This is a genomic window from Ruegeria sp. G12 (genome assembly GCF_056533565.1).
The window spans coordinates 123,177-149,825 of sequence record NZ_JBQFOO010000011.1; the positions used below are offsets into that span (position 1 = coordinate 123,177).

Annotated in this window: 20 protein-coding genes; 7 read left to right on the forward strand and 13 right to left on the reverse strand. The window is 61.2% G+C overall.

The annotated features are described in order from the left end of the window. The first annotated feature begins 131 nt into the window (after positions 1-131). The gene (locus tag ACR0JN_RS20585; protein WP_480888349.1) at positions 132-1,709 is read left to right on the forward strand and encodes a DUF5928 domain-containing protein; all 1,578 of its coding nucleotides are present in this window, start codon (positions 132-134) and stop codon (positions 1,707-1,709) included. A 32-nt stretch (positions 1,710-1,741) separates the two neighbouring features. Here the strand turns inward: ACR0JN_RS20585 and amaB are convergent, their stop codons facing one another. Both amaB and ACR0JN_RS20595 read right to left on the reverse strand, forming a co-directional pair. After that, complete coding sequence (gene amaB / locus ACR0JN_RS20590; RefSeq protein WP_480888370.1) at positions 1,742-3,238, reverse strand: L-piperidine-6-carboxylate dehydrogenase; 1,497 nt, start codon at positions 3,236-3,238, stop codon at positions 1,742-1,744. Between the two features lie 18 nt (positions 3,239-3,256). Further along, a complete protein-coding gene (locus ACR0JN_RS20595) occupies positions 3,257-4,363 on the reverse strand; it encodes a saccharopine dehydrogenase family protein (protein WP_480888350.1) in 1,107 nt (368 codons plus the stop codon). A gap of 389 nt (positions 4,364-4,752) precedes the next feature. Between ACR0JN_RS20595 and ACR0JN_RS20600 the strand changes: the two genes are divergently transcribed. After that, positions 4,753-8,379, forward strand: coding sequence for a flavoprotein (locus ACR0JN_RS20600; RefSeq protein WP_480888351.1), 3,627 nt, complete (start codon positions 4,753-4,755; stop codon positions 8,377-8,379). Here ACR0JN_RS20600 and ACR0JN_RS20605 read toward each other — a convergent pair. The 11 genes from ACR0JN_RS20605 to ACR0JN_RS20655 form a co-directional block, all read right to left on the reverse strand. Further along, positions 8,376-9,548 (reverse strand): hypothetical protein, encoded by a 1,173-nt coding sequence (locus ACR0JN_RS20605; RefSeq protein WP_480888352.1) that lies wholly within the window; start codon positions 9,546-9,548, stop codon positions 8,376-8,378. The two genes, ACR0JN_RS20600 and ACR0JN_RS20605, sit on opposite strands and share 4 nt — an antisense overlap. A gap of 19 nt (positions 9,549-9,567) precedes the next feature. Next, complete coding sequence (locus tag ACR0JN_RS20610; protein ID WP_480888354.1) at positions 9,568-12,843, reverse strand: adenylate/guanylate cyclase domain-containing protein; 3,276 nt, start codon at positions 12,841-12,843, stop codon at positions 9,568-9,570. 150 nt (positions 12,844-12,993) lie between these two features. Further along, positions 12,994-13,251 (reverse strand): hypothetical protein, encoded by a 258-nt coding sequence (locus ACR0JN_RS20615; protein ID WP_480818598.1) that lies wholly within the window; start codon positions 13,249-13,251, stop codon positions 12,994-12,996. 13 nt (positions 13,252-13,264) lie between these two features. Further along, positions 13,265-13,966 (reverse strand): NapC/NirT family cytochrome c, encoded by a 702-nt coding sequence (locus ACR0JN_RS20620; RefSeq protein WP_480888355.1) that lies wholly within the window; start codon positions 13,964-13,966, stop codon positions 13,265-13,267. Between the two features lie 29 nt (positions 13,967-13,995). Next, a complete protein-coding gene (locus ACR0JN_RS20625) occupies positions 13,996-14,433 on the reverse strand; it encodes a nitrate reductase cytochrome c-type subunit (protein WP_480888356.1) in 438 nt (145 codons plus the stop codon). A gap of 12 nt (positions 14,434-14,445) precedes the next feature. Then, positions 14,446-15,363, reverse strand: a complete 918-nt coding sequence (gene napH / locus ACR0JN_RS20630; RefSeq protein WP_480888357.1) for a quinol dehydrogenase ferredoxin subunit NapH — start codon at positions 15,361-15,363, stop codon at positions 14,446-14,448. Next, entirely contained in the window at positions 15,360-16,178 is an 819-nt protein-coding gene (napG, locus tag ACR0JN_RS20635) for a ferredoxin-type protein NapG (RefSeq protein WP_480888358.1), read from the reverse strand. The genes napH and napG overlap by 4 nt, the downstream gene beginning before the upstream one ends. Positions 16,179-16,205: 27 nt before the next feature. After that, positions 16,206-18,698: a nitrate reductase catalytic subunit NapA gene (gene napA, locus ACR0JN_RS20640; RefSeq protein ID WP_480888359.1), complete on the reverse strand. Its 2,493-nt coding sequence runs from the start codon at positions 18,696-18,698 to the stop codon at positions 16,206-16,208. After that, positions 18,695-18,988: a chaperone NapD gene (locus ACR0JN_RS20645; RefSeq protein WP_480818604.1), complete on the reverse strand. Its 294-nt coding sequence runs from the start codon at positions 18,986-18,988 to the stop codon at positions 18,695-18,697. Before ACR0JN_RS20645 ends, napA begins: the two co-directional genes overlap by 4 nt. Then, on the reverse strand, positions 18,985-19,500 hold the full coding sequence (napF, locus tag ACR0JN_RS20650; protein WP_480818605.1) for a ferredoxin-type protein NapF: 516 nt from the start codon (positions 19,498-19,500) through the stop codon (positions 18,985-18,987). Before napF ends, ACR0JN_RS20645 begins: the two co-directional genes overlap by 4 nt. A gap of 138 nt (positions 19,501-19,638) precedes the next feature. Next, complete coding sequence (locus tag ACR0JN_RS20655; RefSeq protein ID WP_480888360.1) at positions 19,639-20,511, reverse strand: LysR family transcriptional regulator; 873 nt, start codon at positions 20,509-20,511, stop codon at positions 19,639-19,641. 102 nt (positions 20,512-20,613) lie between these two features. Here ACR0JN_RS20655 and ACR0JN_RS20660 point away from each other — a divergent pair, with 102 nt between their 5' ends. From ACR0JN_RS20660 to ACR0JN_RS20680, 5 genes are read left to right on the forward strand one after another with little or no spacing between them, the layout of a single operon-like run. Then, positions 20,614-22,059, forward strand: a complete 1,446-nt coding sequence (locus tag ACR0JN_RS20660) for an aldehyde dehydrogenase family protein (protein ID WP_480888361.1) — start codon at positions 20,614-20,616, stop codon at positions 22,057-22,059. After that, positions 22,059-23,036 (forward strand): membrane dipeptidase, encoded by a 978-nt coding sequence (locus tag ACR0JN_RS20665; RefSeq protein ID WP_480888362.1) that lies wholly within the window; start codon positions 22,059-22,061, stop codon positions 23,034-23,036. The genes ACR0JN_RS20660 and ACR0JN_RS20665 overlap by 1 nt, the downstream gene beginning before the upstream one ends. Beyond that, entirely contained in the window at positions 23,033-24,718 is a 1,686-nt protein-coding gene (locus ACR0JN_RS20670; protein WP_480888363.1) for a hypothetical protein, read from the forward strand. Before ACR0JN_RS20665 ends, ACR0JN_RS20670 begins: the two co-directional genes overlap by 4 nt. Beyond that, the gene (locus ACR0JN_RS20675; protein ID WP_480888364.1) at positions 24,715-25,344 is read left to right on the forward strand and encodes a DUF3726 domain-containing protein; all 630 of its coding nucleotides are present in this window, start codon (positions 24,715-24,717) and stop codon (positions 25,342-25,344) included. Before ACR0JN_RS20670 ends, ACR0JN_RS20675 begins: the two co-directional genes overlap by 4 nt. Positions 25,345-25,355: 11 nt before the next feature. After that, positions 25,356-26,366 (forward strand): Ldh family oxidoreductase, encoded by a 1,011-nt coding sequence (locus ACR0JN_RS20680; protein ID WP_480888365.1) that lies wholly within the window; start codon positions 25,356-25,358, stop codon positions 26,364-26,366. The last annotated feature ends 283 nt before the right edge of the window (positions 26,367-26,649 follow it).

A 26,649-nucleotide genomic window follows, 5' to 3' on the forward strand; every position in this document is an offset into this window, starting at 1 on the left:
CTGTGCTGGTCAGATATCAGGGTGATAGGCCAGCATTTGGTGCCAAAGAACCAAAAATATTCTGTTTATTCAATCGCTCATCCTCAGTATCACGGATGCAAACGGGCAGAAACGGAAATTGCGTAACCTCGATGGCAAAGATTGCCTATATTTTGCTGTGCCACAAAGACCCTGACGCGATCATCGCGCAGGCCGAGCAACTGACCGCCGCCGGGGATTGCATCGCGATTCACTTCGATGCGCGCGCCAAAACGGACAGCTATGACCGCATCCGCAACGCTTTCAAGGACAACCCGAATGTGGCTTTTGCCGCCAAACGGATCAAATGCGGCTGGGGCGAGTGGTCACTGGTTCAGGCCTCGCTGAACGCATTGCAGGCGGCGGTGGAGGCCTTTCCGCGCGCCACGCATTTCTATATGCTGTCGGGCGATTGCATGGCGATCAAAACGGCGGAATATGCGCATCGCTTTCTGGACGAAAACGACGTGGATTTCATCGAAAGCCACGATTTCTTTGACAGCAACTGGATCAAGACCGGCATGAAGGAAGACCGGCTGATCTATCGCCACTATTTCAACGAACGCACGCAGGCGGGTCGGTTCTACGCCGCCTATGAGATGCAGAAACGCTTTGGCCTGACCCGCGAGATTCCGGCAGACATTCAGGTGATGATCGGCAGCCAGTGGTGGTGTCTGCGTCGGCGCACGGTCGAGATGATCCTGGATTTCCTGCAAAAGCGCCGCGATGTGATCCGGTTTTTTTCGACCACATGGATTCCGGATGAGACATTCTTTCAGACCCTCGTCCGCCATCTTGTGCCGAAACGCGAGATCGAAAACCGCACGCTGACATTTCTGATGTTTTCCGACTACGGCATGCCGGTAACCTTCTACAACGACCACTATGACATGCTTTTGGGACAGGATTACCTGTTCGCTCGCAAGATCAGCCCCGAAGCGCTGGAACTGAAAGAGCGGCTGGGCGCGCTCTACGCCCGCGAAGGGATCGACTTTCCGATCTCGGGCGAGGGGCGCAACCTGCATGCCTTCCTGACCGGTCGCGGGCGGGTTGGCCGCCGCTTCGGTCAGCGGTTCTGGGAGGCCGCGAATACTCTGGGCCCCGAGCGAGAGCTGTTTCTGGTGGTCTGCAAGAAATGGCACGTCGCCAAGCGGCTGGTCGATCAGATTGCCAGCGAAACAGATATTCCCTGTATCGAATACCTGTTCAATGAAGAAGAAACCCCCCTGCCAGATCTGGGCGGCATCGAAGCGACCCTGAAAAAGCGCTCGCGCCACCGGCGCGCGGTGGTGGGCATGCTGTTTGCGCATTTCGACACCAACAGGCTAGTTCTGTGCCTGGACCCGGCCAGTCTGGACATCATTCAGGATTTCTGCGGCGATACGGCCAAAACCAAAGTGCTTGAGATCGAATGCGAATACTCGGACCAGTATCTGATCGGCCATGCCCGCCGCATCGGACTGGCGGGCAAAAACAGCCCCGAGGACACGGTCGCGCGGCTTTTGCCCACTATCCGCAACGATCTGGCCCATGAATCGGAACTGATCCGGGGGGCCGGGATCGACGGGTATCTGCGCATTCGCCAAACGGCGGACCCGGCAGAGAATGAGGCAGCGATGGCTGACTTTCTCGACGTCGGGTCAGAAAAGGCCCAAGCTGTGATGCGGCTGGATTACCTGTTCTCGGACTAAGCCCGGCGGCCCGAAAACCGCCGGGCCATAACTTAGATGTCGAACTTCACGCCCTGCGCCAGCGGCAGTTCGGCGGAATAGTTCACCGTATTGGTCTGACGGCGCATATAGGCCTTCCACGCGTCCGAGCCGCTTTCGCGCCCGCCGCCGGTTTCCTTTTCGCCGCCAAAGGCCCCGCCGATCTCGGCCCCCGACGGGCCGATATTGACGTTGGCAATGCCGCAATCCGAGCCCGCAGCTGTCAGGAACTGTTCCGCCTCACGCATGTTCAGCGTAAACACGCAGGAGGACAGGCCCTGCGGCACGTCATTCTGCAATTCCAGCGCGTCGTCGAATGCGTCATAGCCCATGACATAGAGGATCGGGGCAAAGGTCTCGGTCTTCACGGTTGCGGTCTGACCGGGCATTTCAACGATGGCGGGTTCCATGTACACACCTGCGGGCACGCCCTCGGTCACGCGATTGCCGCCAAAGACCGTGCCTCCTTCACCTTCCGCCGTCTTGAGCGCGGCAGTCATCGCGGCACCAGCGGCCTCGTCCACCAGCGGCCCGATCAGGGTACCTTCGGCCATCGGATCGCCGATGGGCAGACCGGCATAGGCTTTCTTTAGCCGCACGACCAACTCCTCGCGGATCGAGTTGTGCACGATCAGGCGACGCAGCGTGGTGCAGCGCTGGCCCGCCGTTCCAACGGCCGAGAACACAATCGCGCGCACCGCCATCTCCAGATCGGCCGAGGGGCCGACGATCATCGCGTTGTTGCCGCCCAGTTCCAGAATGCACTTGCCGAAGCGTTGCGCGACGATGGGCGCAACCGCGCGGCCCATCCGGGTGGACCCGGTGGCCGAGATGACCGGGACGTTTTCGCTGGCGACCAGCGCCTCGCCCAGAGCGGCACCGCCGATCAGGGTCTGCAACAGGCCCTCGGGCGCATCGCCGAACCGGGCCAGCGCGCGTTCGAAAATCTTCTGGCAGGCCATCGCAGTCAGCGGCGTTTTCTCGGACGGTTTCCAGATCACCGGATCGCCGCAGACCAGCGCCAGCGCCGCGTTCCACGACCACACCGCAACCGGAAAGTTGAAGGCCGAGATCACGCCCACAGGCCCCGCCGGGTGCCACGTCTCCATCATCCGGTGGCCGGGGCGTTCGGATGCAATGGTCAGGCCGTAAAGCTGACGCGACAGGCCCACGGCGAAGTCGCAAATGTCGATCATCTCCTGTACTTCACCCAGACCTTCGGACGTAATCTTGCCCGCCTCCCAGCTGACCAGCGCGCCCAGATCGTCCTTGGCGGCGCGCAGTTCTTCGCCCAGCAGGCGGATCAACTCACCCCGGCGCGGGGCCGGAACAACCCGCCACGCTTTGAAGGCAGATTTGGCGCGGGCAAAGACAGCCACCGTCTCGGCCACGGGGGTTTCATGCACCTCGGCCAGCACGCGGCCATCAATGGGTGAGGTCACTTGCAGGCTGCCGCCGGTCAACTCCGCCGCAGTCAGGTCGAGTTTTGCAAGGGTGGTGTCCGCGCTCATCATAACGTCTTTCATGTCTCAGGCCGCCTTGTTCTGTGGGGTTACGTCACCGGCGCGATAGAGCCGGCCAAATTCGGTGTTCAGGAAATCGGCAAGCTTCACCTGCTCTTGCCGGACAAAGCCTTTTGCGGGCAGAACGCCAGTGCGCATCAGGTCGACCACGCCCAGAACGCCTGCGGCGGTGGTGACCTGAATGGCGCTCCAGACCTGTCCGTTGATCTCGCGCGAGAAGGATTTGTTGATCAGGGATTTTTCGCGCAGCGATCCGTCGATCATGCCCTTGGCGGTGCAATAGACCAGCACCACATCCTGATCGGTGCGCGGCAGGGCGGATTCGAAGATCTCTTTCAACAGGTCGCGGCGGCGTTCAAGTCCCAGATCGTGCAACAGCAGCTTCAGGATTTCGCGATGGCCCGGATAGCGGATCGAGCGGTAGGACACTGCACGCGCCTCGCCCTCGAGCGTTTCGGGCAACGTGCCCAACCCGCCCGAGGTGTTGAAACATTCGTATTCCACGCCGTCATGACCCAGAACTTCGTAGTCCTCCAGCGGGGCGGTCTTGACCCGTTCGCCGTTCACGATGGCATCGCACGGGTTGCAGTATTCGTTGATCAACCCGTCCGTGGACCACGTCAGGTTGTATTTCAGCGCATTGGTCGGATAGAGCGGCAGCGCACCGACCCGCATGTGCAAGCTGTCGATCTGATCGAACTCAGCCGCCAATGAGGCGCCCGCGATGCCGACAAAGCCCGGCGCCAACCCGCATTGCGGCATAAAGGCGGTTTCGCTGTCTGCCGCCAGATCGCGCACGGCGTTGGTTGCGGCCACATCCTCGGTCAGATCAAAATAATGCGCCCCGGCTGCCTTGGCAGCGGCGGCGATGGCGGGCGTCAGGAAAAACGGGGCCGCAGAGATCACCGCATCGAACCCGGCCAGACCCTGTGCCAGACCCGCGTCGTCGCTGGCGTCGATCTGTTTGGTCGCGATGCCCATCCGGGCAATCTCGGCCAGTGCTTTCAGGTCGTGATCCGCGACCGTGACATGATAATTGGGCGATCCCTTCAGCAACGTGGCAATCATCTGCCCGATCTTGCCAGCCCCAACAACGCAAACATTCCAAGACATTGCGTGCCTCCTCTTACTGGTTTTCTTTAAAGATGGCTGAAAACTCCGTCGTTTTGCAGGGCCAATCTTGACGAAACAGGCGTTATTGCCGTCATTATGACGTTACATTCGGATATATGACAGAACTCCCCTCATTTCACAGCGGCCCGCAGTCTGATCCCGCGCCGGTCAACTGCATCGGTGATTTTTGTTTTGGAATAGGATACTGTGCAGGCTATTAGGCAGTTTTGTTCGCTGTATTTGCAGCAGGAATCCGGCCTGACCAGCGCAAGACATATCGACGGACGGGTCGTATTGCTGTTTGGCCCGAAGAACTCCGTACCCGATTTCAACACGCTGCGCTGGTTGATTGACGCTATTTGCGACACACTTCAGGGGGGATAACAGTCGTGTCTACAGATCAAATCACCGAGTCGAGAAGCTTTAACCCAACCGATGCAGACCTGAGCCTGATTTACGCCGTCATACCCGGCGATGGCGCAGATGTGGACCCAAGCGCGATCAAGCCGTATTTCGACTTTGTCGAAGTGACCGCGAATGCCGTTTTGCCAGCGCATGGCATGTATGTGGTGCTGCGCGGCAGCGTCCAGTTGCGCCAGAACGGCACCCCGTTGGCCAGCGCGGATATCGGCGATTACTTTTACGAGGAACATCTTGAGATTTCCGATATCCCCGTCAGCCTTGAAGCGCTGGCGCTGGACGGGACCCGGCTGGCCTATCTGTCGAGCGCGAACTGGAAGCAGATTCCCGCAGACATTCGCAAGCCGTGTATCGGCAAGATGTTCGGCGATCTGGTCAATGTCCACTTGCACGAGTTTCAGCAGCCGATCAATTGCTGCAGCGTCACCGCCGCCGCGCTGAGCATGTCCGCGCTGGGGTTCAGTTGCGAGGTCAATGACATTTTCCGCGAATGCGCGCTGCCCTCGTCCTTTGTGGTCAATGACGGGATTTCACTGGGCGAGTTGTTCGACGTCGCCTGCACCTATATTTACTCGCAAGGGCTGCGGGACCGGGTGCAGGTTCAGGCCTATTTCATGGATGAAGACCGGACGGACGTGCAGAAACTGCTGGACGCCATCGCCGAATCCAACCGATTTGGCGGCGATAACGACATTCTGGTGGCGAACTTTCAGGTCGGCGTGGCCCATGGCAAGGACAACATGCCCGGCGGCCATTTTGCCATCATCGCCAAGTGCAATCCCAGCACCGGTCTGGTGCATATGATGGATGTGCACCCCGAGAAATACGGCAAGCTGTGGGTCACAACCGCCACCCGGCTGTGGGAGGGGATGTCGGACCGCGACGGAACCTCGATGCGGTCACGCGGCATTCTGCGCTTTTCGGCGCGCGCGGCGGTCAAAACCCATCTGCAGACCTTCGATCAGCCGTGCAACTATATCGACCCCACCAACTATATGGCCGAAGACCCCAAGAAACGGCGCAACCTGTTCCGCCGCGCCAGCCCGAACATGAACAGTCTGGGTGTGCTGGTGGAAAGCCTCGCCATTCACGGCGACCATCAGGTGGATGAGGATAAGCTGCTGCGCCTGACCGGCTCGTCGTTTCAGGATGCCGTCAGCCGGGTGGCCACCGCCGAAGAAATGCACGACATGGCCCATAAATACCTGAGCCAGTCCGAAGACACCCATCTGGACAGTACCTACCACAGCTTTGCGACCCGGGACGACACGGCGATCCAATCCGCCGAGGATTGGTTCAAATCCCATCTGCAAAGCCTGAAAGGCGACAAGAAGCGCCACCTGATGATCAATATCGACTTCAACCGCGTTCTGGGGTCCAAGGCCATTCACCGCCCGAAAAAGGTGTTTCTGGAAACCGCGCTGCTCGAGGAGTTCTGGTGCCTGTGCGTTGATTATGACGAGGCATCCGATCTGGTGACGATCGTGGATATGAGCCCCGCAACCTCGCAGGTCTGGCAGGCCCCGCGCGGCCACATCTTCCGCGGCCTGCGCTTTGTCGAAAGCCCGGAACTGCTGGTCATCGCCGAGGTCGACCCGCCGGAAGATCCCAACGATGTGGCATCCCTGATCGAAAACAACACGGCCGTGCTGTTTTACGAGGATGAGGACCCGATGTCCTACATGCTCAAAAGCGTCATCTCGAATATCGGCGCAACGGATGTGGTGCTGGTGAATGTCGCCGGGCGTGATCCGACGGCCCGCAAGATGCGGCGCGATCTGGCTGCCATCGCGGGTAAAGTCTCGGTGCCTTATCTGTTTTTCGACAAGAAATGCATCAGCAAACGGAACGATCTTCAGGACATTCTGGACATGGTCGACGAAGGCATCCTGCAGGACCGGATGCGCGAGGCCAATCTGGCGGTTTCCGCACGCGCAGAATCGCCCAGTCTGGACAAGAACATCTTCGGCTATCCCAAGGGCGGTCTGACCGACGCCCCCACTGGACGGCGCAATATCCTGCTCTGCGCCTGCGGGTCGTCGGCGGCGGACAAAATCCCGACGCTGGTCGAAAAAATCACCGATGCAGGACATAATGTGAAGCTGATCCCGTCGGTGTCTGCGGAAAAATTCTTTAAGGATTTTGGCGAAAAACGCATCGCCGCACGGGTCGGGCCGAATGACTATTACCGCGACGATGACGAATGGAACTTCCGCTATATGAAGTTCGACATGCCGGTGCGCGCCTCGCATCTGGCGCTGTGCGACTGGGCCGATTGCGTAATCGTGGCCCCGGTGACCTGCAACACCATGGGCAAGATCGCCAACGGGATCGCGGACAACCTGCTGACCTCGATCTTTGTCGCCTGGCAGTACCGCAACAAGCCGGTGATCCTGTGCCCGGCCTGCAATACCAACATGTGGAACAATGTCACCACCCAGAACAATGTCGAAAAGCTGCGCAGGCTGGGGGTCGATCTGGTCGGACCCAGGAAAGGGCGGCTTTCGAACGGCATGATGGGGATCGGCATGATGGCCCTGCCCGATCAGATCATGGATGTGCTGGAAGAGGCATTGGAAGAGCTGGAAGATCACGAGCACAACATCTGCCGCTGGGCGCAGGAGGCCGCAGCCTCGGACACGTTCGACAAGTGGAAGCCGGTCTTTGATGCCTTGGATAACGGCGTGGCGGGCGTGGACATCGTGGACGATCAGAACGGCGACACGCTGCTGCACTACGCGGCAGGCGGCGAAGGCGAGTTGAACGAGAATGACGAGGAAGGCTGCAACATTCTGGGCAAGCCGGATCATCAGGCCGCAAAAGAGCTGATCAAACGCGGCATCAACGTCAACGCCACCAATGATCACGGCTTTACCGCCCTGCATGTGGCGGCGATGAACAACTCACCCGGAATGGTCGAGCTGTTGCTGTCGGTCGACGGTGTCGATGCCTCGTCCTGCCTGCAGTTTGTCGAAGACACTAAATATGACGCGGATGTCCGGATACTGGATGAAATCCACGACATGCTTAAGGCCTGGGCACAGGCCAATTCGGTGCCACCGCCTGAACCGGAAGACAGCGGCGTCGATCTGGTGCGCGATCGCGAGAAGACGTACCTCTATTTCACGTATGGCTCGCTCAAGAAAGGCTTCCCCAATCACGCGGCCCATGCCGAGGTGCTGAGCGATTTCGTGGGTGAGGCGACAACCCGCCAGCCCATGCCCCTGATCGTTCCCAATGAACCCTATTGCGACAACCCGAACTGCGACTACCTGCACCGCATGGCCACGCTGGTCGGTCAGAAAGGCCGGGGCAAGCAGATCCGGGGCGAGGTGTATCGCGTAAGCTCCTCGGGCCTGAAAGAGCTAGACAAGCTGGAAGGGTTTCATGGGCCGGGCTCGCCGGACAATGTGTATATCCGCAAGCGCATCAACGTGATGATCGGCGATGTGAAGAAGCCCGCCTATGCCTATGTGATCGCCCACCCCGAAAAGTATCTGGGTGAGTTGGAAAAAGGCGCCTCACAAGTGGTCGAGGAATACACGCTGGACATGGCAACCGGCACCCTGAAAGAAGGGCGCGAGGCCAAGGTCTAGCCGCCCGCCTCAAGGCCCAAGAACTCGGCCCCGTGGTCGGGTTCTTCCTTCAGGCTCAGGTTATAGGCGGTGATCGCCACCATGCACAAAAGTACAAAGGGCCAGAACCCGGCCTTGGGGATCAGGTTGTCCTTGTAGTGGATGATGCGCAGCGCGGGCGCGGCCTCGGACGCGAACAGATAGGTGTTCACCGAAACCGCCAGCAGCAGGAAATACATCAGGAAGAAAAACGATTCCATATAGATCACCGGTGAGCCCGCGAACCCTTCGCGCAGTTGCACATGGGCCAACAGGATCACGAAGAACAGGACCGAGCAGGTGCCGATCACGCTTGAGGTGTTGAAATTGTGCCGCTCGATCAATCCTTCTCGGCGGGTGACGGTCATCACCGCGCCGAACAGCAGCATGGTCACCACGATCAGCGGGATCATGTGCACGATGAAGGCGTTTGCGAAGTTGCGCTTGATGACGAAGTTATAGTGCAGCTCGGGCGCGTTGGTTTTGAAACCGTTCTGGCTGATCCCCAGCGTGGTATCCAGATCGGAAAGTTTGTAGTCGAAATAGGTATTCTCACGCTCCCATGTGCCCATGACGATCTGATTGTCGATGCCGAAAATATCCCTTGGCCCGGTGGCGGGATAGGCGGCGAAATCCGGGATCAGCGCAACCTCAAGGTCGAACGGCGCAGGCCAGAACCGCACCCATACGGTTTTGTGGTCAAACGGATAGCTGGTGTAATCAAAGCTCTGGCGCAGGGTCTGCTCAAAGTACCAGCCGATCAGTTCCCCCTGAGGCTGGGGCATCCGGTAGACCTCTTCGATGGTGCCATTGGCGGCATCGACCGCCTCGGGCAGGATAAAACCGATCTCTCCGACAGCGGGCTTGATCGCGTCATGCACGCCGTCCTCGTAATGCTGCCAGATATAGCCGCTGACGCGAATGTCGCTGGCCCGGACGAATCCGAAGGACTTGATGAATATTCCGGTTCTGACCCGGTACTCCGGAGGGGTTTCGAGCGAGGCCAGATACCGGTCTACCAAAGCCTGATCGTGCAGTTGCGTCGGGTCACCTTCAAAATGGTTCAGATCGACCCAAAGCTTGAACAGCAGGCCCGCAAGGCCCAGCGTGACGAGGGTGGAAATCAGCCAGACCTTCTTTTCTACGCTCATGCGCCCCATGGCCCCCGGATCAGGTGATCAGAAAATCCACACGCCCCAGCAGGGATTGGGTGATGCCCATCTCATCGAACCCGGCCCGCAGCGCGGCGAAATCGTCATGGGCTGACGGCGCGATGTTGCGTTGCCCACTTTCGGCCAGCAGCCGCGTCTGTCGGATCGATAGATCGACCATCGGCAGGGGTTCACCGGCGGTGAACTGCGCCAGCCCGTCCGCATAGTGCAGGGCCGCGTCCCAATCCTGACGCGCCAGCATGACGGCGCTGGCATCGGGGTAGAAATGCAGATGACTGTGGCCGACGCTGCCCTCGGCAATGATCTCGGCCCCTAGCTTCAGAAGGCGATCCTGTTCGTCCCGGTCAGCCTCGGCCATCGCCAAGGCCGATAGCGCCTTGGGGCCCACGAAATTGCGACCATGTTCCAGCGCGATCTCAACCGCTTGCAGTCCGGTTTCGCGCGCCGCGTCCATCTGCCCGGCATAGACCTGAGTGCGGGCCAGATGTTCCAGCGCCTGCGCCTCGAGCCGTTTGGCCCCAACGCGGTTGGCGATCTCGGCAGAGACCCGGAACGAGTCCAGCGCCTGATCCACCTCGCCCAGAAAGGTCTGCGCGACCCCCAGACAGGTCTGGGCGACGCATTCCGGGATGAAGGCAAAATACTTCTGCGACACCTCGATGGATTCGTTGGCATCGGCCATGCCCTGCCGCACGTCGCCGGTATAGCTGCGCGCCACGCTGAGGTTGTGCAGGTTTGCCGCCAGATCACGCACCAGCCCCTTTTCCCGCGCCCGTTCAACGGCTTGCGTGTAGAACCCGGTTGCGGTCTGCATGGTGGCGTTCATGAAATTCGCATCGCCAAAACCGCTGAGCGCGCCGACCTCAAGCCGGGCCGATTCCAGCTTGCGCGCCAGCGACAGCGCGCGTTCGTTGGCCTGCAACGCCTCTTCGACGCGGCCCAGCGGGAAGTAGACATTGCCCCGTACGTAGTTGATCTGGGCCACATCCCGTTCCGAGCCACAGCGTTCTGCCGCAGCCTCGGCGGTATCCAGCGCCTCGAGTGCCTCCTGATAGAGGCTCGCCTGCCGCGCGGCCTGAGCCAGCCCGATATGGGCGCGGCTGATCTGCTCGTCGGTCTCGGCGTGCTGGGCGGCATCCTTGAACTCGGTTAAGGCCTCATCCGACAGGCCTTGCAGCCGGTGCGCTTCCCCCCGCGCGCAGAGCAGATCAAACCGGACACCAGCCGGCGAGGGTAACTCCAATGCGCGCTCGATCAGCGGGCCTGCATCTTCGAACTGAAAACTCTGAATCAGGTTTTCAGCCGCTTCCAGATAGGCCTGCGCCGCCGTGTTCGACCCCGCCCGATCCAGATGGCGCGCCCGCAGGGTGGCATCGCGATCCTCGAACCACTTTGCCGCCTGCCGGTGCAGGCGCGCGCGTTCGGATTTGACCAGCGTGGCATAAGACCCGTCCCGGATCAGCGCATGGGCAAACATCAGATCCGCATCCGCCTCGCGGATCAGGGCCGAGCGGATCAGGTTGGTCGTGTCCAGATGCCCCTCGCCCAATGTGAAATTCAGAACCTCGGGCGAGAACCGCTGCCCCAGGACCGAAGCCGCCTGAATCGCCGTGCGGCTTTTGCGATCCAAAGCATCCAGTCGCGATTGCACGATGCCCTGAATACTGCCGGGCACGCTTTCCCGTTTCAGCACATCTATGTTGCGCAGAAGCTGTTCCAGAAACAGTGGGTTGCCACCGGCACGTTCGACGCAGGCGTCCAGCAGTTCAGGGTCAATGCCGGTGAATTCCTCAACCAACCTGCGGGCCTGGTCTTCGCCCATCGGGGCCAGTTCCAGCTTCGAGATCAGCGCCCCGTCCGTGCCCATCTGCCAGTCGCGATCAATCGGATCGCCCTCGACCCGGCTGGTCATCAGGAGAACACAAGGCAGGTCCCGCGTGGCCGCCGCAATGTGGGAACAGGCGGTCAGGATATCGGGCGAGGCCCAGTGGATATCCTCGATCTGGATCAGCAGAGGCGACTCCTGACTGCGGCTGGACAGCAACTCGTCAATCACCTGACGCCGCCCCCGCAGCCGCGCCTTGTTGTCCATCGCCGCATAGACCTCGGCCAGTCCGGGGTCCTGTTCCAGCTCCAGCAAGGCATTCAGATGCGCCGCGCTTGAGGGGCTGGCCCAGCCCTTGGCGATGGCGTCCTTCGCCACCGCCGCGCCAGTCGCCGCATCGTCCGAGGGGTCCAGCCCAAGGATGCTGCGCGCCACGGACTGGATGGCCGAATGCCCCTCTCGCGCGCCGAAATCCATCACGACGCCGTTGTGGGTGGAATAGGAAAGGCTTTGCGCCATCTCGGCCACCTGCTCGGACAGGTGGGTTTTGCCGATGCCCGGTTCGCCCAGAACAATATGGACCTCGCCCTTACCATGGCGCTGGCAGCGCTCGAACGTGGCCGAGAACAGCGAGAGTTCCCGCTCGCGCCCAATAAACCTGTGCCGCCGGGTTCGGATATTGCGGGCCAGCCGGTCCAGCCGCCAGACTTCAACCGGGTCATTCAGACCCTTGATCGGCTTGGTTCCAAGGGTTTCGCCAACGAACAGCGGCCCCAGCGCGCGCTGAATATCGTGCGAAACCAGCGTTTCACCCGCAGCGCAGATATCGGTCAGCCTTGACGCCAGATTCACTCCATCGCCGGTGACGGTGTATTCCGTATGGGCCTGACTGCCGGTGGTGCTGGCGATGACCTGCCCGGAGGCAATGCCGATATGGCACGACAGCGGGCGGCTGAGGGAGGGCAGAACCGCATGAATATCCAGCGCAGCCCGCGCCGCCCGTTCGGTATCGTTGGTGTGCGAGATCGGCGCGCCGAACACCGCCATCACCGCGTCGCCGATATGTTTGTCGATCCGCCCGCCGTATTTTTCGACCACGCTGTCGACCTTGCCGAAGAAGTCGTTCAGCAATTCGTGCAGGTCTTCGGCGTCCAATTCGCTGGACAGTTTGGTGAACCCCACCAGATCGGCAAACATCACTGTCACCTGCCGCCGGGCCGGTTCCAGAGTGGCCTCGGGCGCGGTCCCAGCTTCCCCGGCGCTTTTTTCCAGTTCGGCAATCGCGCGCAGCAACCGCCGACGATCGCCGACAGCCGTTACCCCAATTTCGATCAGATCGTCGCCCGTCAAATCGGGCAAAATTTCGAAATCGATTTTGTTATCCAAAAAGGCTTGCGCGTAGTCAGACAATCCGTGCGCGCTCAGCCATCCCCCAAGGTCCTGAGACATGTCGCCCCTCTGAAGTCCCCAGCTTCAAGGCGCAACCTAGCACAGCAAAACCCGCCGAGTCTGCATGTAGTGAATAAATTAATGTTTTTGATCAGAGTTATTCGCGGGAAGGCCCCACCAAGGGCGGGGCTTTCCGTCAAGGTGTTAAAATCAGACCGTTGCCCCTTTCAGGCGAATGGCAGTGCCGAGGCTGCCGGCGCAGACGCCGACGATGATGGCGATCAGCAGTTCCAGCGTTTCCACATGGGCGAACTGGAAGCCGGCAAAGACTAGCGTCTCGAACACGCCGACCAGCCCGCCCAGCAGCGCTCCCAGCCACAGCTTGCGGGTCATCATGCCCAGCGCCAGACCCAGAATGCCCGGCAGGCTGATGACATTGCCGCCGATGGTTCCAAGAATATCAAGCATAGCGCGCCCTCTCTTACTCGGTCCGTGTGGCCAGGAATGACCGGATTTCGTCGCTGCCTGCCGCGACCTGTTGCTGCAGCGGGGTATCGGCCGCGCCGTTCAGCGCTTCGGTGACGTTCTGGTATTCTTCCAGATAGTTGGGCGGCAGGCTGTGGGCGATGCCCTGATGACAGTCGATACAGGTCATGTTTTCGTCAATCGCGCGCTGGTGTTCCGATGCGGCGCGGGTTTCCTGAATGGTGAAGTCCATGTAGTCGAAGTTGTGGCAGTTCCGGCATTCCCGGCTGTCCGACGCTTTCATCTTCTTCCAAACGGCCGATGCCATGCTCAGACGGTGATCCTCATACTTTTCGGGCGTGCTGATGGTGCCTGCCAGTTCGTGATAGACATCTTTGACCGCCATGATCTTGGCCTTGATCTTGTGGTTCCATTCATGCGGCACGTGGCAATCGGAACAGATCGCGCGCACGCCCGAGTGGTTGTTGTAGTGAATGGTCTCGCGGTATTCGCCCAGATTGGTTTCCATCGTGTGGCACGAGGTGCAGAATTCCTCGGTATTGGTCAGTTCCAGCGTCCAGTGGAACCCGCCCCAGAACAGGATACCGGCCAGAAAGCCCGCAAGGATCAGGAAGCCAGAGCTGAACGCAACTGCCGGGGTCCAGATCCAGGTCCAGAGGCGGCCAATCCAACCGCGTTTTTCAGGGGAGTCTGCCATATCGGTGCTCCTTTCAGATTAGCGTTGGATCAGTTGTCGTGGGACGGTTGAAAGACGTTTTCGACCAGCGGCGGCGCGTCGGCCTGCGGCACGTGGCACTGGTTGCAGAAATACCGGGTCCCCGCGATCTGATCCAGTTCGCGCCCCTCGCGGTCCAGATAGTGGGTCATCGACAGGGTCGGCGCGTTGCGTTCGCCTGCTTTGGTCCAGTCATGGCACGACAGGCACTGGTTGGTGCGCACGTCGATCTGGTACTGCTCGATCGAATGCGGGATCAGCGGCGGTTGCTGACGATAGTTGCGGACAATGCGCCCCTCAACGTTCTTGTGGATTTCATGCAGAGGGATGGCCTCGTCCACATCGGCCCCTCGCAGGGTTTCCACCTGGGCCGACTGCGCAAGGGCAAACCCACTCAGGAGCAACACGGGGATCAGGGTTATTCCGCCTGTCACGATTGATATTTTCATCTTGGCACTCCCTTAGATAGGTCTGGCGGCGCGCCCGTCGGGCGCGGCAACTGAACGGATGGGTTCGGTGACGTGGTCGTCGAACCGGTGGGTAAAGGTGAACACATCGACCGCGCAGACATCGATGCAGCGGCCGCAATTGGTGCAGTCGGGCGACAGGATCAGGGGCGTGGTGCCCGCCTTGCCCTTCAGCGCGGGTGAGATGACGTGGTTTTCCGGGCAAACCGCGTAACAATCCATACAATCGTCACAGGCCGAGCGGTTGGTCGCGCTGACCCGCAACATCGCTTTGTGGCCCACCAGCCCGTAGAACGCGCCCACCGGGCAGAGATGGCCGCACCAGCCGTGGCGCGAGACGAACAGGTCAAAGACGAAGATCGCGGCGATCATGGCCCAGACAAAGCCCATGCCAAAAACCAGCCCGCGATGCAGCATGGTGATCGGGTTGATCAACTCCCACGCGATAACGCCGGTCAAGCCGGATACGATCAGAACGGTGGCCAATATCCACAGGCGGGTGCCGCGTTTCGGCTGCCAGCCTTTGGGCAGGTCCAGCTTGCGGTGCAACCAGTGCGCGGCATCCGTCACCGGGTTGATCGGGCAGACCCAGGAACAATAGACCCGCCCTCCGATCAGCGCGTAAGCCACCAGAACGATCACCCCGCCAATCAGCGCGGTCAGTTCCGGCCAATGCCCGGCGACCGCACTTTGGGACAGGATGAACGGGTCGGTCAGTGGCAAGACGCCCAGCGTCAGAGACCCGGCCAGCGTGCCCTGCACGATCCAGATGCCAAACCACGGCCCCAGCAGGAACAGGGCCAAAAAGAACAGCTGACTGGCGCGGCGCAGCAGCAGGTATTTATGCGCCCCGAGCCAGCCCTTGGCCTCGATAGCCTCCTGCCCGACGGGCATGTGGGTGCGGGCGCTCATTGTCCCACCCCCGGCAAGCTATAGCCCGGTTCAAACCCGCCCGGCGCGGCCAGATTGTCGATGCCCGGTCCCGGCAAACGGTCGGGCAGGTCGATGATGCCATCGACCAGCGGCGCGCCTTTGGCTGCTTTCTCTTCCCAGCCTTTGCGGTAGTGATCCGCGCTGGAGCCTCGGGCCAGACGGGTGGGCAGAACCTTGATGGCCGCTTCGGGCAGAACGCAGCTTTTCTCGCACATGCCGCAGCCGGTGCAGCGGTCGGCATGGACCGTAGGGATGAACAAGGCGTGATGGCCCGACCGGGCGTTATGCGCGGTTTCCAGCGTGATCGCCTCGTCAATCACCGGGCAGACGCGGTAGCAAACATCGCAGCGCAGGCCGAGGAAGTTCAGGCAGTTTTCCTGATCGACCAGAACCGCTACGCCCATCTCGGCGTCGTCGATATTGTCCAGACCGGGGTCCAGCGCCCCGGTCGGGCAGGCGGCGACGCAGGGAATGTCGTCACACATCTCGCAGGGCACATCGCGGGCGGTGAAATAGGGTGTTCCGGTCGCCGCAGACTCCGACCCTAATTCAGCCAGTTTCAGCGTGTCGTAAGGGCAGTCCCGCACGCATAAACCACAGCGGATGCAGGCCGACAGGAACTCTTTCTCGGGCAAGGCACCCGGCGGGCGCAATGCCTCGGCGGGCAGGGCGCGGGCGTCGCGGGCCAGATAGGCCAGAAACGATCCGGCGACCAGGCAGCCGCCCGCCGCGCGCGCCGAATCCTGCAGGAAACGACGCCGTTGCGGCGAAAGAGGTCTGGCGGCAAGGGACATGGGGACTACCTTTGCGATCCTTGCCGGTTACGCGCGCTCAACCTTACAGGCGCATTTCTTGAAGTCGGTCTCTTTCGACAGCGGGCAGGTTGCGTCCAGCGTCAGCTTGTTGGTCAGCTGATGCTCATCGAACCACGGCATGAAGACCAGACCGCGCGGCACCTTGTTGCGGCCTCGGGTTTCAACCCGGCTGGTGACATCGCCACGGCGGGTGGACAGAACGATCTCTTGCCCGCGCCGCAGACCGCGATCCTCGGCGTCCTGCGGATGCATATAGACAACCGCATTCGGGTATGAGCGATGCAGTTCCGGCACCCGGCGGGTCATCGAACCCGAGTGCCAGTGTTCCAGCACACGACCGGTGCAAAGCCACAGATCGAATTCGGTATCCGGTTCCTCGGCTGCCGGTTCATAAGGCGCGAAGATGATATTCGCCTTGCCATCCGGCTTGCCATAGAACTGCACGCCTGCGCCTTCGGCGACGTAGGGGTCATAGCCTTCGCGGAAACGGTACAGCGTTTCCTTGCCGTCCACGACCGGCCAGCGCAGGCCACGGGCCTGATGGTAGGTGTCGAACGGGGCCAGATCATGCGCATGGCCGCGACCAAACTCGGCATATTCCTCGAAAAGGCCTTTCTGCACGTAGTAGCCAAAGTGCTCGGATTCGTCATTGTCGAACCCTTCGGCGGTTTCCGACAGCGGGTATTTGTCGATCACACCATTGGCGAAGATCACGTCATACATGGTCTTGCCGCGATGCTCGGGCATGGTGGCCAGCAATTCCTCGCCCCAGACCTCTTCCACGGTGAAGCGTTTCGAGAACTCCATCACCTGCCAGACATCCGACTTGGCCTCACCCGGAGCCTTCACCTGCTGACGCCAGAACTGGGTGCGGCGTTCGGCGTTGCCATAGGCGCCTTCCTTCTCGACCCACATGGCGGTGGGCAGGATCAGGTCGGCGGACACGGCGGTCACGGTCGGATAGGGGTCCGAGACGGTGATGAAGTTTTCGGGGTTGCGGTAGCCGGGATAACCTTCTTCGTTGATGTTCGGCGCGGCCTGCATGTTGTTGGTGCACTGCACCCAATAGGCGTTCAGATCGCCATCTTTCAGCTTGCGGTGCTGCAATACGGCGTGGAAGCCGGGCTTGGCCGGGATGGTGCCTGCGGGCACGTTCCAGGCGGTCTCGCAAATCTCGCGGTGCTTGTCGTTCATCACCACCATGTCGGCGGGCAGACGGTGGGCAAAGGTGCCGACCTCACGCGCCGTCCCACAGGCCGAGGGCTGACCGGTCAGCGAAAACGGCGAGTTGCCGGGTTCCGAGATCTTACCGACCAGCAGGTGCACGTTATACATCAACGAGTTCACCCAGGACCCGCGGGTGTGCTGGTTGAAGCCCATGGTCCACAGGCTCATGACCTTGCGGTTGGGGTCGGCATATTGCTTGGCCAGACGTTCCAGCTTGTCAGCCGGAACACCGGACAGTTCCGAGGTGTATTCCAGCGTGTATTTCGAAACCGCCTCGGCATATTCCTCGAAGCTGATCGGTTCCATCTTGCCGACATTGGGGTTTTCGGCGGCTTCCTGCAGCGGATGATTGTCGCGCAGGCCATAACCGATATCGGTGGCGGTTTTGGTGATGTTGACGTGGTTCTTGACGAATTCCTCGTTCACCGCGCCATTCTGGATGATGTAATTGGCGATATAGTTCAGGATCGCCAGATCGGTCTGCGGCGCAAAGACCATGCCATTGTCGGCCAGCTCGAACGAGCGGTGCTCGAAGGTCGACAGCACGTGCACCTCGCAGCCTGGTTTGGTCAGGCGTGTATCGGTCAGGCGCGACCACAGGATCGGGTGCATCTCGGCCATGTTCGAACCCCAGAGCACAAAGGTATCCGCGTGCTCAAGGTCGTCATAGCAGCCCATCGGCTCATCAATGCCGAAGGTGCGGATAAAGCCCACAACGGCGGATGCCATGCAGTGCCGCGCGTTGGGGTCGATGTTGTTCGACCGGAAGCCTGCTTTCATCATCTTGGCGGCAGCATAGCCTTCCCAGACGGTCCACTGGCCCGAGCCGAACATGCCAACACTGCTTGGGCCTTTCTTGGCCAGCGCTTCTTTCCACTTGGCGGCCATGACGTCGAACGCTTCGTCCCACGACACCGGCTCAAACTCGCCATTCTTGTCGTATTCGCCGTTGGTCTTGCGCAGCAGCGGGGTAGTCAGACGGTCCTTGCCGTACATGATCTTGGACAGGAAATAGCCCTTGATGCAGTTCAGGCCCCGGTTCACCGGTGCGTCCGGGTCGCCCTGTGTGGCCACGACGCGGCCATCCTTGGTGCCGATCAGCACCGAGCAGCCGGTGCCGCAGAACCGGCAGGCGGCCTTGTCCCAGCGGATGTCGGGGTTGCCGATCTGCGCACTGGCCTGACCTGTGGCCATGGGAATACCCGCAGCCGAAGCGGTTGCGGCAGCCGCGGATGCCTTGAGGAAGGTACGGCGGGATTCAGATACAGTCATTGGACAGGCCTCCTGCTGGTCGGTTGGCTTGGAGCATTGGTGTGCGGAGACGTCTCCGCGAGTTCTTCGAAATGGTGGTAGGTGAGCGAGAGCGAGATCACCCCCGGGATCTGGTGCAGATCCATGATCGTGTCGGATGCCAGCCGCTCGGGCGTGTCTTCGACAACCACGACAAAGCGGCCATCATCGGCTTCGGCATGTACCTCAACCCCCCGCGTACCGGCCATGGCGGCGCGGGCCGAGTCGGTGCGATCCGGCGAGACATGGACAAGGCAGCCGCAGATATTCATTGGATCACTCCCGTTTGCGGATCGGTGACGCGCTGCAGGGACACGGCGCTGACGGGGCACACGCTGGCGCATCCGCCGCAGCCGGTGCAGGCGTCGGTGTCCAGTTCGGGCTCGGCGCGCCCGGCCAGTTGCAGCTTGAACCGGATGGCCCCCTGATCGCAGTTATCCTGACACAGACGACAGCTGACGCCGTTCAAAGACAAACAGTCCGAGGGCTGAACCGCCGCGCGCCAGGGCCACTCGGCCAGGCGGTCAACATCCAGCGCGCCCGTAGGGCAGGCCCGGGCGCAGTCACCGCAAAAGGTGCAGGCACCGTCATTGACCTGAAGTACGGGGAAATCGCTGTCATCGGCGAACAGGATGCCTTCGGGGCAGGCACTGACACAGTCACCACAGCCGGTGCATAGGTCGGAAAATCCGGCGCTGGCCGATCCCGGAGGACGCAAAACATCCGCATCCTCACGGAGCATACGAGCGCTCAAAAACGCGCGTCGTGTCGGCAGTTGATCCATTCGCGTGTAACCTGAGTCTAAGACTCATTATATCCCGTTTTTTTGACGCGTAGCATTATTTTAGATTAAGAGTTTTGACTTATGTCATGTGGCACGGGGTATTTTTTATCCGCGTCCAGGTCATCTGCCGCCGGTTGGTCAGTCAAATTTGCCCGACAGAATGTAGGCGCTGCAGGCCTTGGACAGGTCCCGGAACCGGGCGCGTTCCCGCATATACAGATAGACCTGCCGCTTGTCGGGCAGGTCGGCAATGGCCCGAAAGACCGCGCCACCCGGCCCGACCATTGCAACGGTTTGCGGCAGCACCGTCGCCCATTCCCCGGTTCTGACCATAGTGATCAGGGAATGAGTGTTGTGGATGGTGATCTCGGACCGGTCCAGCACCGCCTGAAATCCGGGCGATGCGATCAGGTCGCACAACGCGTTCCGCACAAACCGCGTCGTCAGCAGGTCTGCGATCCGGGGCGGTTCGGGGCGTGTGATCAGCGGGTGATCCGGCGCAGCAACCAGGCCGAACGGGTCCTCGAACAGTGGCACCGCCTGCACGCCGTTCAGCGCATGATGGCCGGACGCGATGCCGATATCGGCCCTGTCACCGGCCAGCGAATCCAGCACTTGCTGCGTGTCGGCATCGCGCAACTCGATCTTCACCCCCGGAAACCGGGCTGTCATGTGATCCAGCAGCGACGGAAACACCAGCGCGCCGACCGACGGCACCGAGACGATGCGGATCAGGCCATGCTCGGCCTTAGCCGCGGCCTCGATGGCCAAAACGGTCTGATCAAAGTCACGAACCTGCCGCAGCGCCAGATCGAACACCTGCTGCCCCAGCGGTGACAAGTGGTTCTTTCTTTCGCCCTCGAACAGCTTCTTGCCCAGATGATCCTCAAGCTGTTTCAGCGTCATCGACACGGCAGACTGGGTGCGACCCAGACGATCGGCGGCCTCGGCCAGAGTGCCGGTCTGGGCGACCGTACTGAAACAGCGCAGCATCTCAACTTTGATCGCCATATTTCAGATTTCCTGAACTGGATTAAAGTTCTTTGAGTTTGACTGATGCGCCCTGCGGAATCCATCCTGTTCCCAACTGAACCTGTGCATTTGGGGCCTGACGTGACCAAACTGAACCTGATCGCTGGCGAATGGCTGGCGGGCGATGCTGAGATTGAAAACCGCAACCCCTCGGACCAGAGCGATCTGGTTGGCCTGTTCGCGCAAGCCAGCGCCGACCAGCTGGACGCCGCGCTGGATCAGGCCCGAATCGCGCAGGCCGAATGGGCCGCCTATCTGCCCGAGCGCAAGCAGGCAGTGCTGATGAATATCGGCACCGAGTTGATGGCCCGCGCCGAAGAACTGGGAACGCTGCTGAGCCGGGAAGAGGGCAAACCACTGGCCGAAGGCAAGGGTGAGGTCTATCGCGCCGGTCAGTTCTTCACTTACTATGCCGCCGAATGCCTGCGTCAGATCGGCGAGAATGCCGACAGCGTCCGCCCCGGAGTCGAGATCGACGTGCGCCGCGAACCCGTAGGCGTGGTGGCGATCATCAGCCCGTGGAATTTCCCGACCGCCACCGCCTCGTGGAAGATCGCGCCAGCGCTGTGTTACGGCAACGCGGTGGTGTGGAAGCCTGCGAACCTGACCCCGGCCTCGGCGGTCGCGCTGACCGAGATCATCGCGCGGCAGGACATTCCCAAAGGTCTGTTCAGTCTGGTGATGGGCTCGGGGCGCAGCATCGGGCAGCGGCTGGTGGAAAGCCCGATGGTCAACGCGATCTCGTTCACCGGCTCGGTTCCGGTGGGCAAAGGCATAGCAGCGGCGGCCATTCAGAACCTGACCAAGGTGCAGATGGAGATGGGATCAAAGAACGCTTTGGCCGTGATGGACGACGCCGATCTGGATCTGGCGGTGACGCTGGCGCTTGGCGGGGCCTTCGGCGGCACGGGTCAGAAATGCACCGCATCCTCGCGCCTTGTGGTGCATGCGGGCATTCACGATGCCTTTGTCGACAAGCTGGTCGCGGGTGCGCAAGCGATGAAGGTCGGACATGCGCTGGAGGACGGCACACAGATGGGCCCGGTGGTCAGCGAACAGCAATTGCAGGAAAACCTGGCCTATGTCGACCTGGGCCAATCCGAGGGCGCGGAACTGGCCTGTGGCGGGCAACGGCTGGAGATGCCGCATGACGGCTTCTACATGTCGCCCGGCGTGTTCCTGAACACCACCAACGACATGCGCATCAACCGCGAAGAGATGTTCGCGCCACTGACCAGCGTCATCAAAGTCGACAGCTATGATCAGGCGCTAAGCGTGGTGAATGACACGAATTTCGGCCTGACCTCGGGCATCGTCACACAAAGCCTCGCCCGCGCCACCCATTTCCGCCGCAACGCCCGCACCGGTGTTGTCACAGTGAACCTGCCCACGGCGGGCACCGACTATCACGTGCCCTTCGGCGGGCGCGGTGACAGTTCCTATGGCCCGCGTGAACAGGGCAAGGCGGCAGCTGAGTTCTACACGACGGTCAAAACCGCCTATATCAGCGCAGGGACACCGGTCTGATGCGCATCGACGGGCTGCAATACGCCAACTGGTCGGAAAAGATTTTCCGCCAACTACGCGAGGGCGGCGTGGACGCGATCCATGTCACCATCGCCTATCATGAGAATTTCCGCGAAACCGTTCTGAATTTCGAAAAATGGAACCGCTGGTTCGAGCAATACCCGGACCTGATTCTGAAAGGCCGCTGGGCCAGCGACATTGACGTAGCGCGCGAAACCGGGCGGACGGCGGTGTTTTTCGGGTTCCAGAACCCCTCGCCCATCGAAGACGATATCGGGCTGGTGGAAATCCTGCACGATCTGGGCGCGCGGTTCATGCAGCTGACCTATAACAACCAGTCCCTGCTGGCGACCGGTTGCTACGAGGATCACGACACCGGCATCACCCGCATGGGCAAGCAGGTGATCCGCGAAATGAACCGCGTGGGCCTTGTGATCGACATGAGCCATTCCGCCGACCGCTCGACCATCGAGGCCGCCGACCTGTCCGAGCGCCCCATCGCCATCACACACGCCAACCCGCATGACTGGGCCCCTGCCCTGCGCAACAAGCGCGACGCGGTGATCCGGGCGGTGACCGAACGGGGTGGGATGCTGGGCTTTTCGGTCTACCCTCATCACCTGAAGGACAAATCCGCTTGCCCGTTGGAGAGTTTCTGCGAAATGATCGCCCGCACCGCTGACAAGTACGGCGCACAGCATCTGGGGATCGGCACCGATCTGTGTCAGGACCAGCCCGACAGCGTGGTCGAATGGATGCGCGTGGGGCGCTGGACCAAGGAAATCGACTATGGCGAAGGTTCGGCCTCGGCCCCCGGTTTCCCGCCGATGCCGGGTTGGTTTCAGGACAGCCGCGACTTTGGCAATATCGAAGACGGATTGCGCGCTGTCGGCATGAGCGCCGACGAGGTCGCGGGCATAATGGGCGGCAACTGGTATCGCTTCTTCGCCGAAAACTTTGGACCGCAGGCCAAATGACCCTCAGCGGCGCACATATCCCCCGGCGCGATCCCGCGCAGGTGATGCGCCTGTCGCGTCTGGGGTCGCTGCATCAATGCAGGCTCAGCTTCATGCGGCAACTGACCCGGCGCCTGGCCAATGAGCGCTGGACCTTCTCGCGCCCGGTCTTTGAGATTGATGCGCGTGGCGTCGGCCATGCCGTCTACACCGCACAAGGACCCGAGCGCGCCTATTCGCTGGTCGCCTTCGCCCATGATTTGCCGCCCGAACAACGCTCGGACCGCGTGATCGCCGAGGCGTGGGATGCGACCTTTGCCCTGTTCGATGGCGTGCCGACGACCGAGGATATCGACCGGCTGTCCCGAAACGTCCCACTGCAAGAGGCGGGTCGCGTCAGCGAGCGCGAGTTGTCCCTGTCGCGCGCCAATCGCTCGGTCCGGTTGTGGGCGCATGTGGTGGACAGGCTGGCAGCCGGGCAACAGCCGGATCCCGAGCAAATCTACAAGGTCGGCTACCTGATGCGGACCACCGCCGTGTACGGCTCGGGCAAGTTCGGGGCGGCGGATCGTGAAAAGATCGCGGACCGCCCGGAAACCAGCGCGCCGTTTCAAGCCGAGATGCTGTCGGTCTACCTGACCCGCACCTTCGTCCGCGATCTGGTGCAGCATATGGCCCGCGCCAAGGGCGGTGAAGAGACCGCCGAATTGGCCCCCGACATCGCACGCTGGTTGGGGATCGGCAACTCCACCGGTCTGGGCATGGCCCCCTTCATCGTCAACCACCCGGTCCTGTTCAACAACTGGATCATGGCGCGGGAAGAGGCGATCTCGCGCGTGCGCTCGGTCGAAACAGCATCTGCTGCGGAGGCCCAGACGTTCCGGGACATCTTCAAGCGCAGCAAACTGTCGGTCTCGTGGTGGCAGTCCGAGCACCCGGTTCAGATCGAAAAACTGGCAGCGCTGAAGGCGGACCTGTCGGCAATCTCGGACTATCTCGACAGGGACAACCTGACCGAAAACCACCCCTGGGACCGGCTGGTGCGCTGGTCCGAAACGGCGCTGAGCCCCGAAGGGCAGGAGTTGATCGCATCGCTGATCCTCGAACCATACCCCGACCTTGTCGACGGTCTGGCGAGCTGCATGTCAGACACCCATTCCGGAGCGCAGGTCATTGACGGCGCGATGACGATCGCGGACCTGCGGGCGCTGATCCGGCAAAGCTTTGACTGGGCGCTGGATATGGACTGGGAGGCCCCCGGGAATTGCGCGCGAGCGTGGTATGTCTCGGAAGAAAAGCTGGAACCCAGACTAGGGGAACGGTTCGAGGAACCGATTGCGGACTACGAACAGCCGCTGGCGCCTGCGCGGGATGCGGCTTTGGCCCACAAATGTCTAACCGGATGGGATGACAACGAACCGGTAGCCGCCTTCCTGCTGCGCCACCCGGAACATCGCCACACGGTCCGCCGCGCGCAGATGACCCCCTTCGCCCCTTATGGCGAGGTCCGCGACAACACGATCAGCGGCACCGTTTTGCCCATCGACATGCTGCGGGCCAAACTCTCTTTCTTTGGCGCGACGCATTTCGATCCCCGGTCGGATCGTTGGGTGCGCATCTGCATGTATTCCGGCGCGCCCTACCCCGAGGACCTGAGCCCTGAAAACGCCGATCTCTGGGTCTATCCCGAGGTCACACCATGAACTTTTCCCTGAACGAGGTCGAAGCCATGGCCAAGCGCGCCACCCGGGGCGCGGGCTATTCATGGGGCCTCGCGGAAGAGGCCGCAAAAGCCACGCGCTGGCTGTGCGCGCAGGGTCTGGACTGCGCTGCGGAACTTGCTGCGGTTCTGCAGCGCGGCTTTCCTGACGATATGGAACGGCACGTGCCCGGGGATGTGAACGGCGACTGGCAGGGCGAGGGCGATCTCTGCCCGCTGATGACTGGCGCGGCGTTGTCCGATCATGCCGCCACCCTGCGAACCGGATCGATCCTGATCCGAAATGTCGCCGCCCCGGCGCTGTTGCTTCCCTTTGCTGCCAATGTGGCGCGGCGTCTGGAGACCGGCCTTACCATTACGTGCGACGATTGCGTCGCGGCAACGGATGGGGAGGCGCTGTCCCTGCCGGACGGTCACCTTGGCCAAACCGGCAATGTCCGCATCGCCACAGGCCCGGGGCCGGATCATGCCCGACCCCCGGCCACTCGCGCCACACCGGATGACGAAAGCTGGCGCATCCTCACTGGCATGGCCCACCGCACTTATGCACCCGCAACCGAGGAGTCCCGCAGGCTCGGGGCCGGATCCGGGCTGTCCGACAATGAATGAAGGTAAACAAGATGGTTAAAACGCGCAGACTTTCGCTGACAGAGATCGAAGACCTGGCATTCCGGGCCCTGACCGCCGCCGGAACAAGCGAAGCGAACGCACGCCCGCTGGCCATTGCGACAGCGGCAACCGAGGCGGATGGGGTCGCCAGCCATGGCCTTGCCTATATCCCGATCTATTGCGAGCACGTGCAGTGTGGAAAAGTGGACGGACAAGCGGTGCCGACGCTTGAAGCGCCCAAGCCCGGAGTCGTCCGCGTCGATGCGGGAACCGGATTTGCCCATTCCGCGATTGATCTGGGGTTCGAGGCCCTGATCCCCGCAGCCCGCGCACAGGGCATTGCGGCGCTAGCGATCACCAACAGCTACAATTGCGGCGTGCTGGGCTATCACACCTACCGGTTGGCCCAAGCCGGTTTGGTCGGGCTCGGCTTCACCAACGCACCGGCGTCGATTGCGCCGTCCGGGGGCTCGAAACCCGTGGTCGGAACCAACCCGTTCTCCATCGCTGCGCCGGGGGCAGACGGGCAACCTGCGCTGCTGATTGATCAAAGCGCCAGCACAATTGCCAAAAGCGAAGTGATGAAACATGCGCGCGAGGGCAAGGCGATCCCGGTTGGCTGGGCGCTTGATCCGGACGGCAGGCCGACAACAGACCCGACTGTCGGGCTTAAGGGCAGCATGGCCCCATCCGGCGGGTACAAAGGCGTCGGCATCGCGCTGTTGACCGAAGTCATGGCCGCAACGCTGACCGGGGCAACACTGGGCCTTCACGCCTCACCCTTTTCAGGAACGGCCGGTGGCCCGCCCAAAACCGGCCAGTTCTTTATTGCAATTGACACCGATGCGACATCCGCTGGCGGCTACTCGAGCGGGATCGCTTCGCTGGTCGAGGCGGTGCGCTCGCAGGAGGGAGCCCACCTCCCCGGCGATGGCCGCCAGTCGCACCGCGTATCGGCGCGGGAAACCGGCGTTGATGTAAACGTGGCGACGCTGGCGAAAATCGAAGATTTGTTGGGGTAACCTGACCTGTTTGGCGGGATCGATATCCGCGCCGACGTCCGCTTCTGGCTGTTGCTTTAGGACCAAACGCTATTCCACCTCGTCTTCTTATGATTGAATTATCGGGATACAATTATCCTTTAGAGTTGTGAGGCTAATTGCTTGATATCTGACTGAGAGTAATGGTTGCGGGAGTAGGATTTGAACCTCTGACCTTCAGGTTATGAGCCTGACGAGGTTTGATCGTTAAGCAAACAGTCCGGTGGACTGTTTGTAGATCGAACGGGCTGCGTTTGGAATTTGG

What these genes read in the sequence shown, in the direction of transcription:
- napH (WP_480888357.1), bottom strand. Translation starts at nt 15,363, where the DNA reads ATGAGCGCCCGCACCCACATGCCCGTCGGGCAGGAGGCTATCGAGGCC.
- ACR0JN_RS20625 (WP_480888356.1), bottom strand. Translation starts at nt 14,433, where the DNA reads ATGAAAATATCAATCGTGACAGGCGGAATAACCCTGATCCCCGTGTTG.
- amaB (WP_480888370.1), bottom strand. Translation starts at nt 3,238, where the DNA reads ATGAGCGCGGACACCACCCTTGCAAAACTCGACCTGACTGCGGCGGAG.
- ACR0JN_RS20680 (WP_480888365.1), top strand. Translation starts at nt 25,356, where the DNA reads ATGGTTAAAACGCGCAGACTTTCGCTGACAGAGATCGAAGACCTGGCA.
- ACR0JN_RS20605 (WP_480888352.1), bottom strand. Translation starts at nt 9,548, where the DNA reads ATGAGCGTAGAAAAGAAGGTCTGGCTGATTTCCACCCTCGTCACGCTG.
- napF (WP_480818605.1), bottom strand. Translation starts at nt 19,500, where the DNA reads ATGGATCAACTGCCGACACGACGCGCGTTTTTGAGCGCTCGTATGCTC.
- ACR0JN_RS20670 (WP_480888363.1), top strand. Translation starts at nt 23,033, where the DNA reads ATGACCCTCAGCGGCGCACATATCCCCCGGCGCGATCCCGCGCAGGTG.
- ACR0JN_RS20595 (WP_480888350.1), bottom strand. Translation starts at nt 4,363, where the DNA reads ATGTCTTGGAATGTTTGCGTTGTTGGGGCTGGCAAGATCGGGCAGATG.
- ACR0JN_RS20675 (WP_480888364.1), top strand. Translation starts at nt 24,715, where the DNA reads ATGAACTTTTCCCTGAACGAGGTCGAAGCCATGGCCAAGCGCGCCACC.
- napA (WP_480888359.1), bottom strand. Translation starts at nt 18,698, where the DNA reads ATGACTGTATCTGAATCCCGCCGTACCTTCCTCAAGGCATCCGCGGCT.
- ACR0JN_RS20585 (WP_480888349.1), top strand. Translation starts at nt 132, where the DNA reads ATGGCAAAGATTGCCTATATTTTGCTGTGCCACAAAGACCCTGACGCG.
- napG (WP_480888358.1), bottom strand. Translation starts at nt 16,178, where the DNA reads ATGTCCCTTGCCGCCAGACCTCTTTCGCCGCAACGGCGTCGTTTCCTG.
- ACR0JN_RS20655 (WP_480888360.1), bottom strand. Translation starts at nt 20,511, where the DNA reads ATGGCGATCAAAGTTGAGATGCTGCGCTGTTTCAGTACGGTCGCCCAG.
- ACR0JN_RS20665 (WP_480888362.1), top strand. Translation starts at nt 22,059, where the DNA reads ATGCGCATCGACGGGCTGCAATACGCCAACTGGTCGGAAAAGATTTTC.
- ACR0JN_RS20610 (WP_480888354.1), bottom strand. Translation starts at nt 12,843, where the DNA reads ATGTCTCAGGACCTTGGGGGATGGCTGAGCGCGCACGGATTGTCTGAC.
- ACR0JN_RS20620 (WP_480888355.1), bottom strand. Translation starts at nt 13,966, where the DNA reads ATGGCAGACTCCCCTGAAAAACGCGGTTGGATTGGCCGCCTCTGGACC.
- ACR0JN_RS20615 (WP_480818598.1), bottom strand. Translation starts at nt 13,251, where the DNA reads ATGCTTGATATTCTTGGAACCATCGGCGGCAATGTCATCAGCCTGCCG.
- ACR0JN_RS20645 (WP_480818604.1), bottom strand. Translation starts at nt 18,988, where the DNA reads ATGAATATCTGCGGCTGCCTTGTCCATGTCTCGCCGGATCGCACCGAC.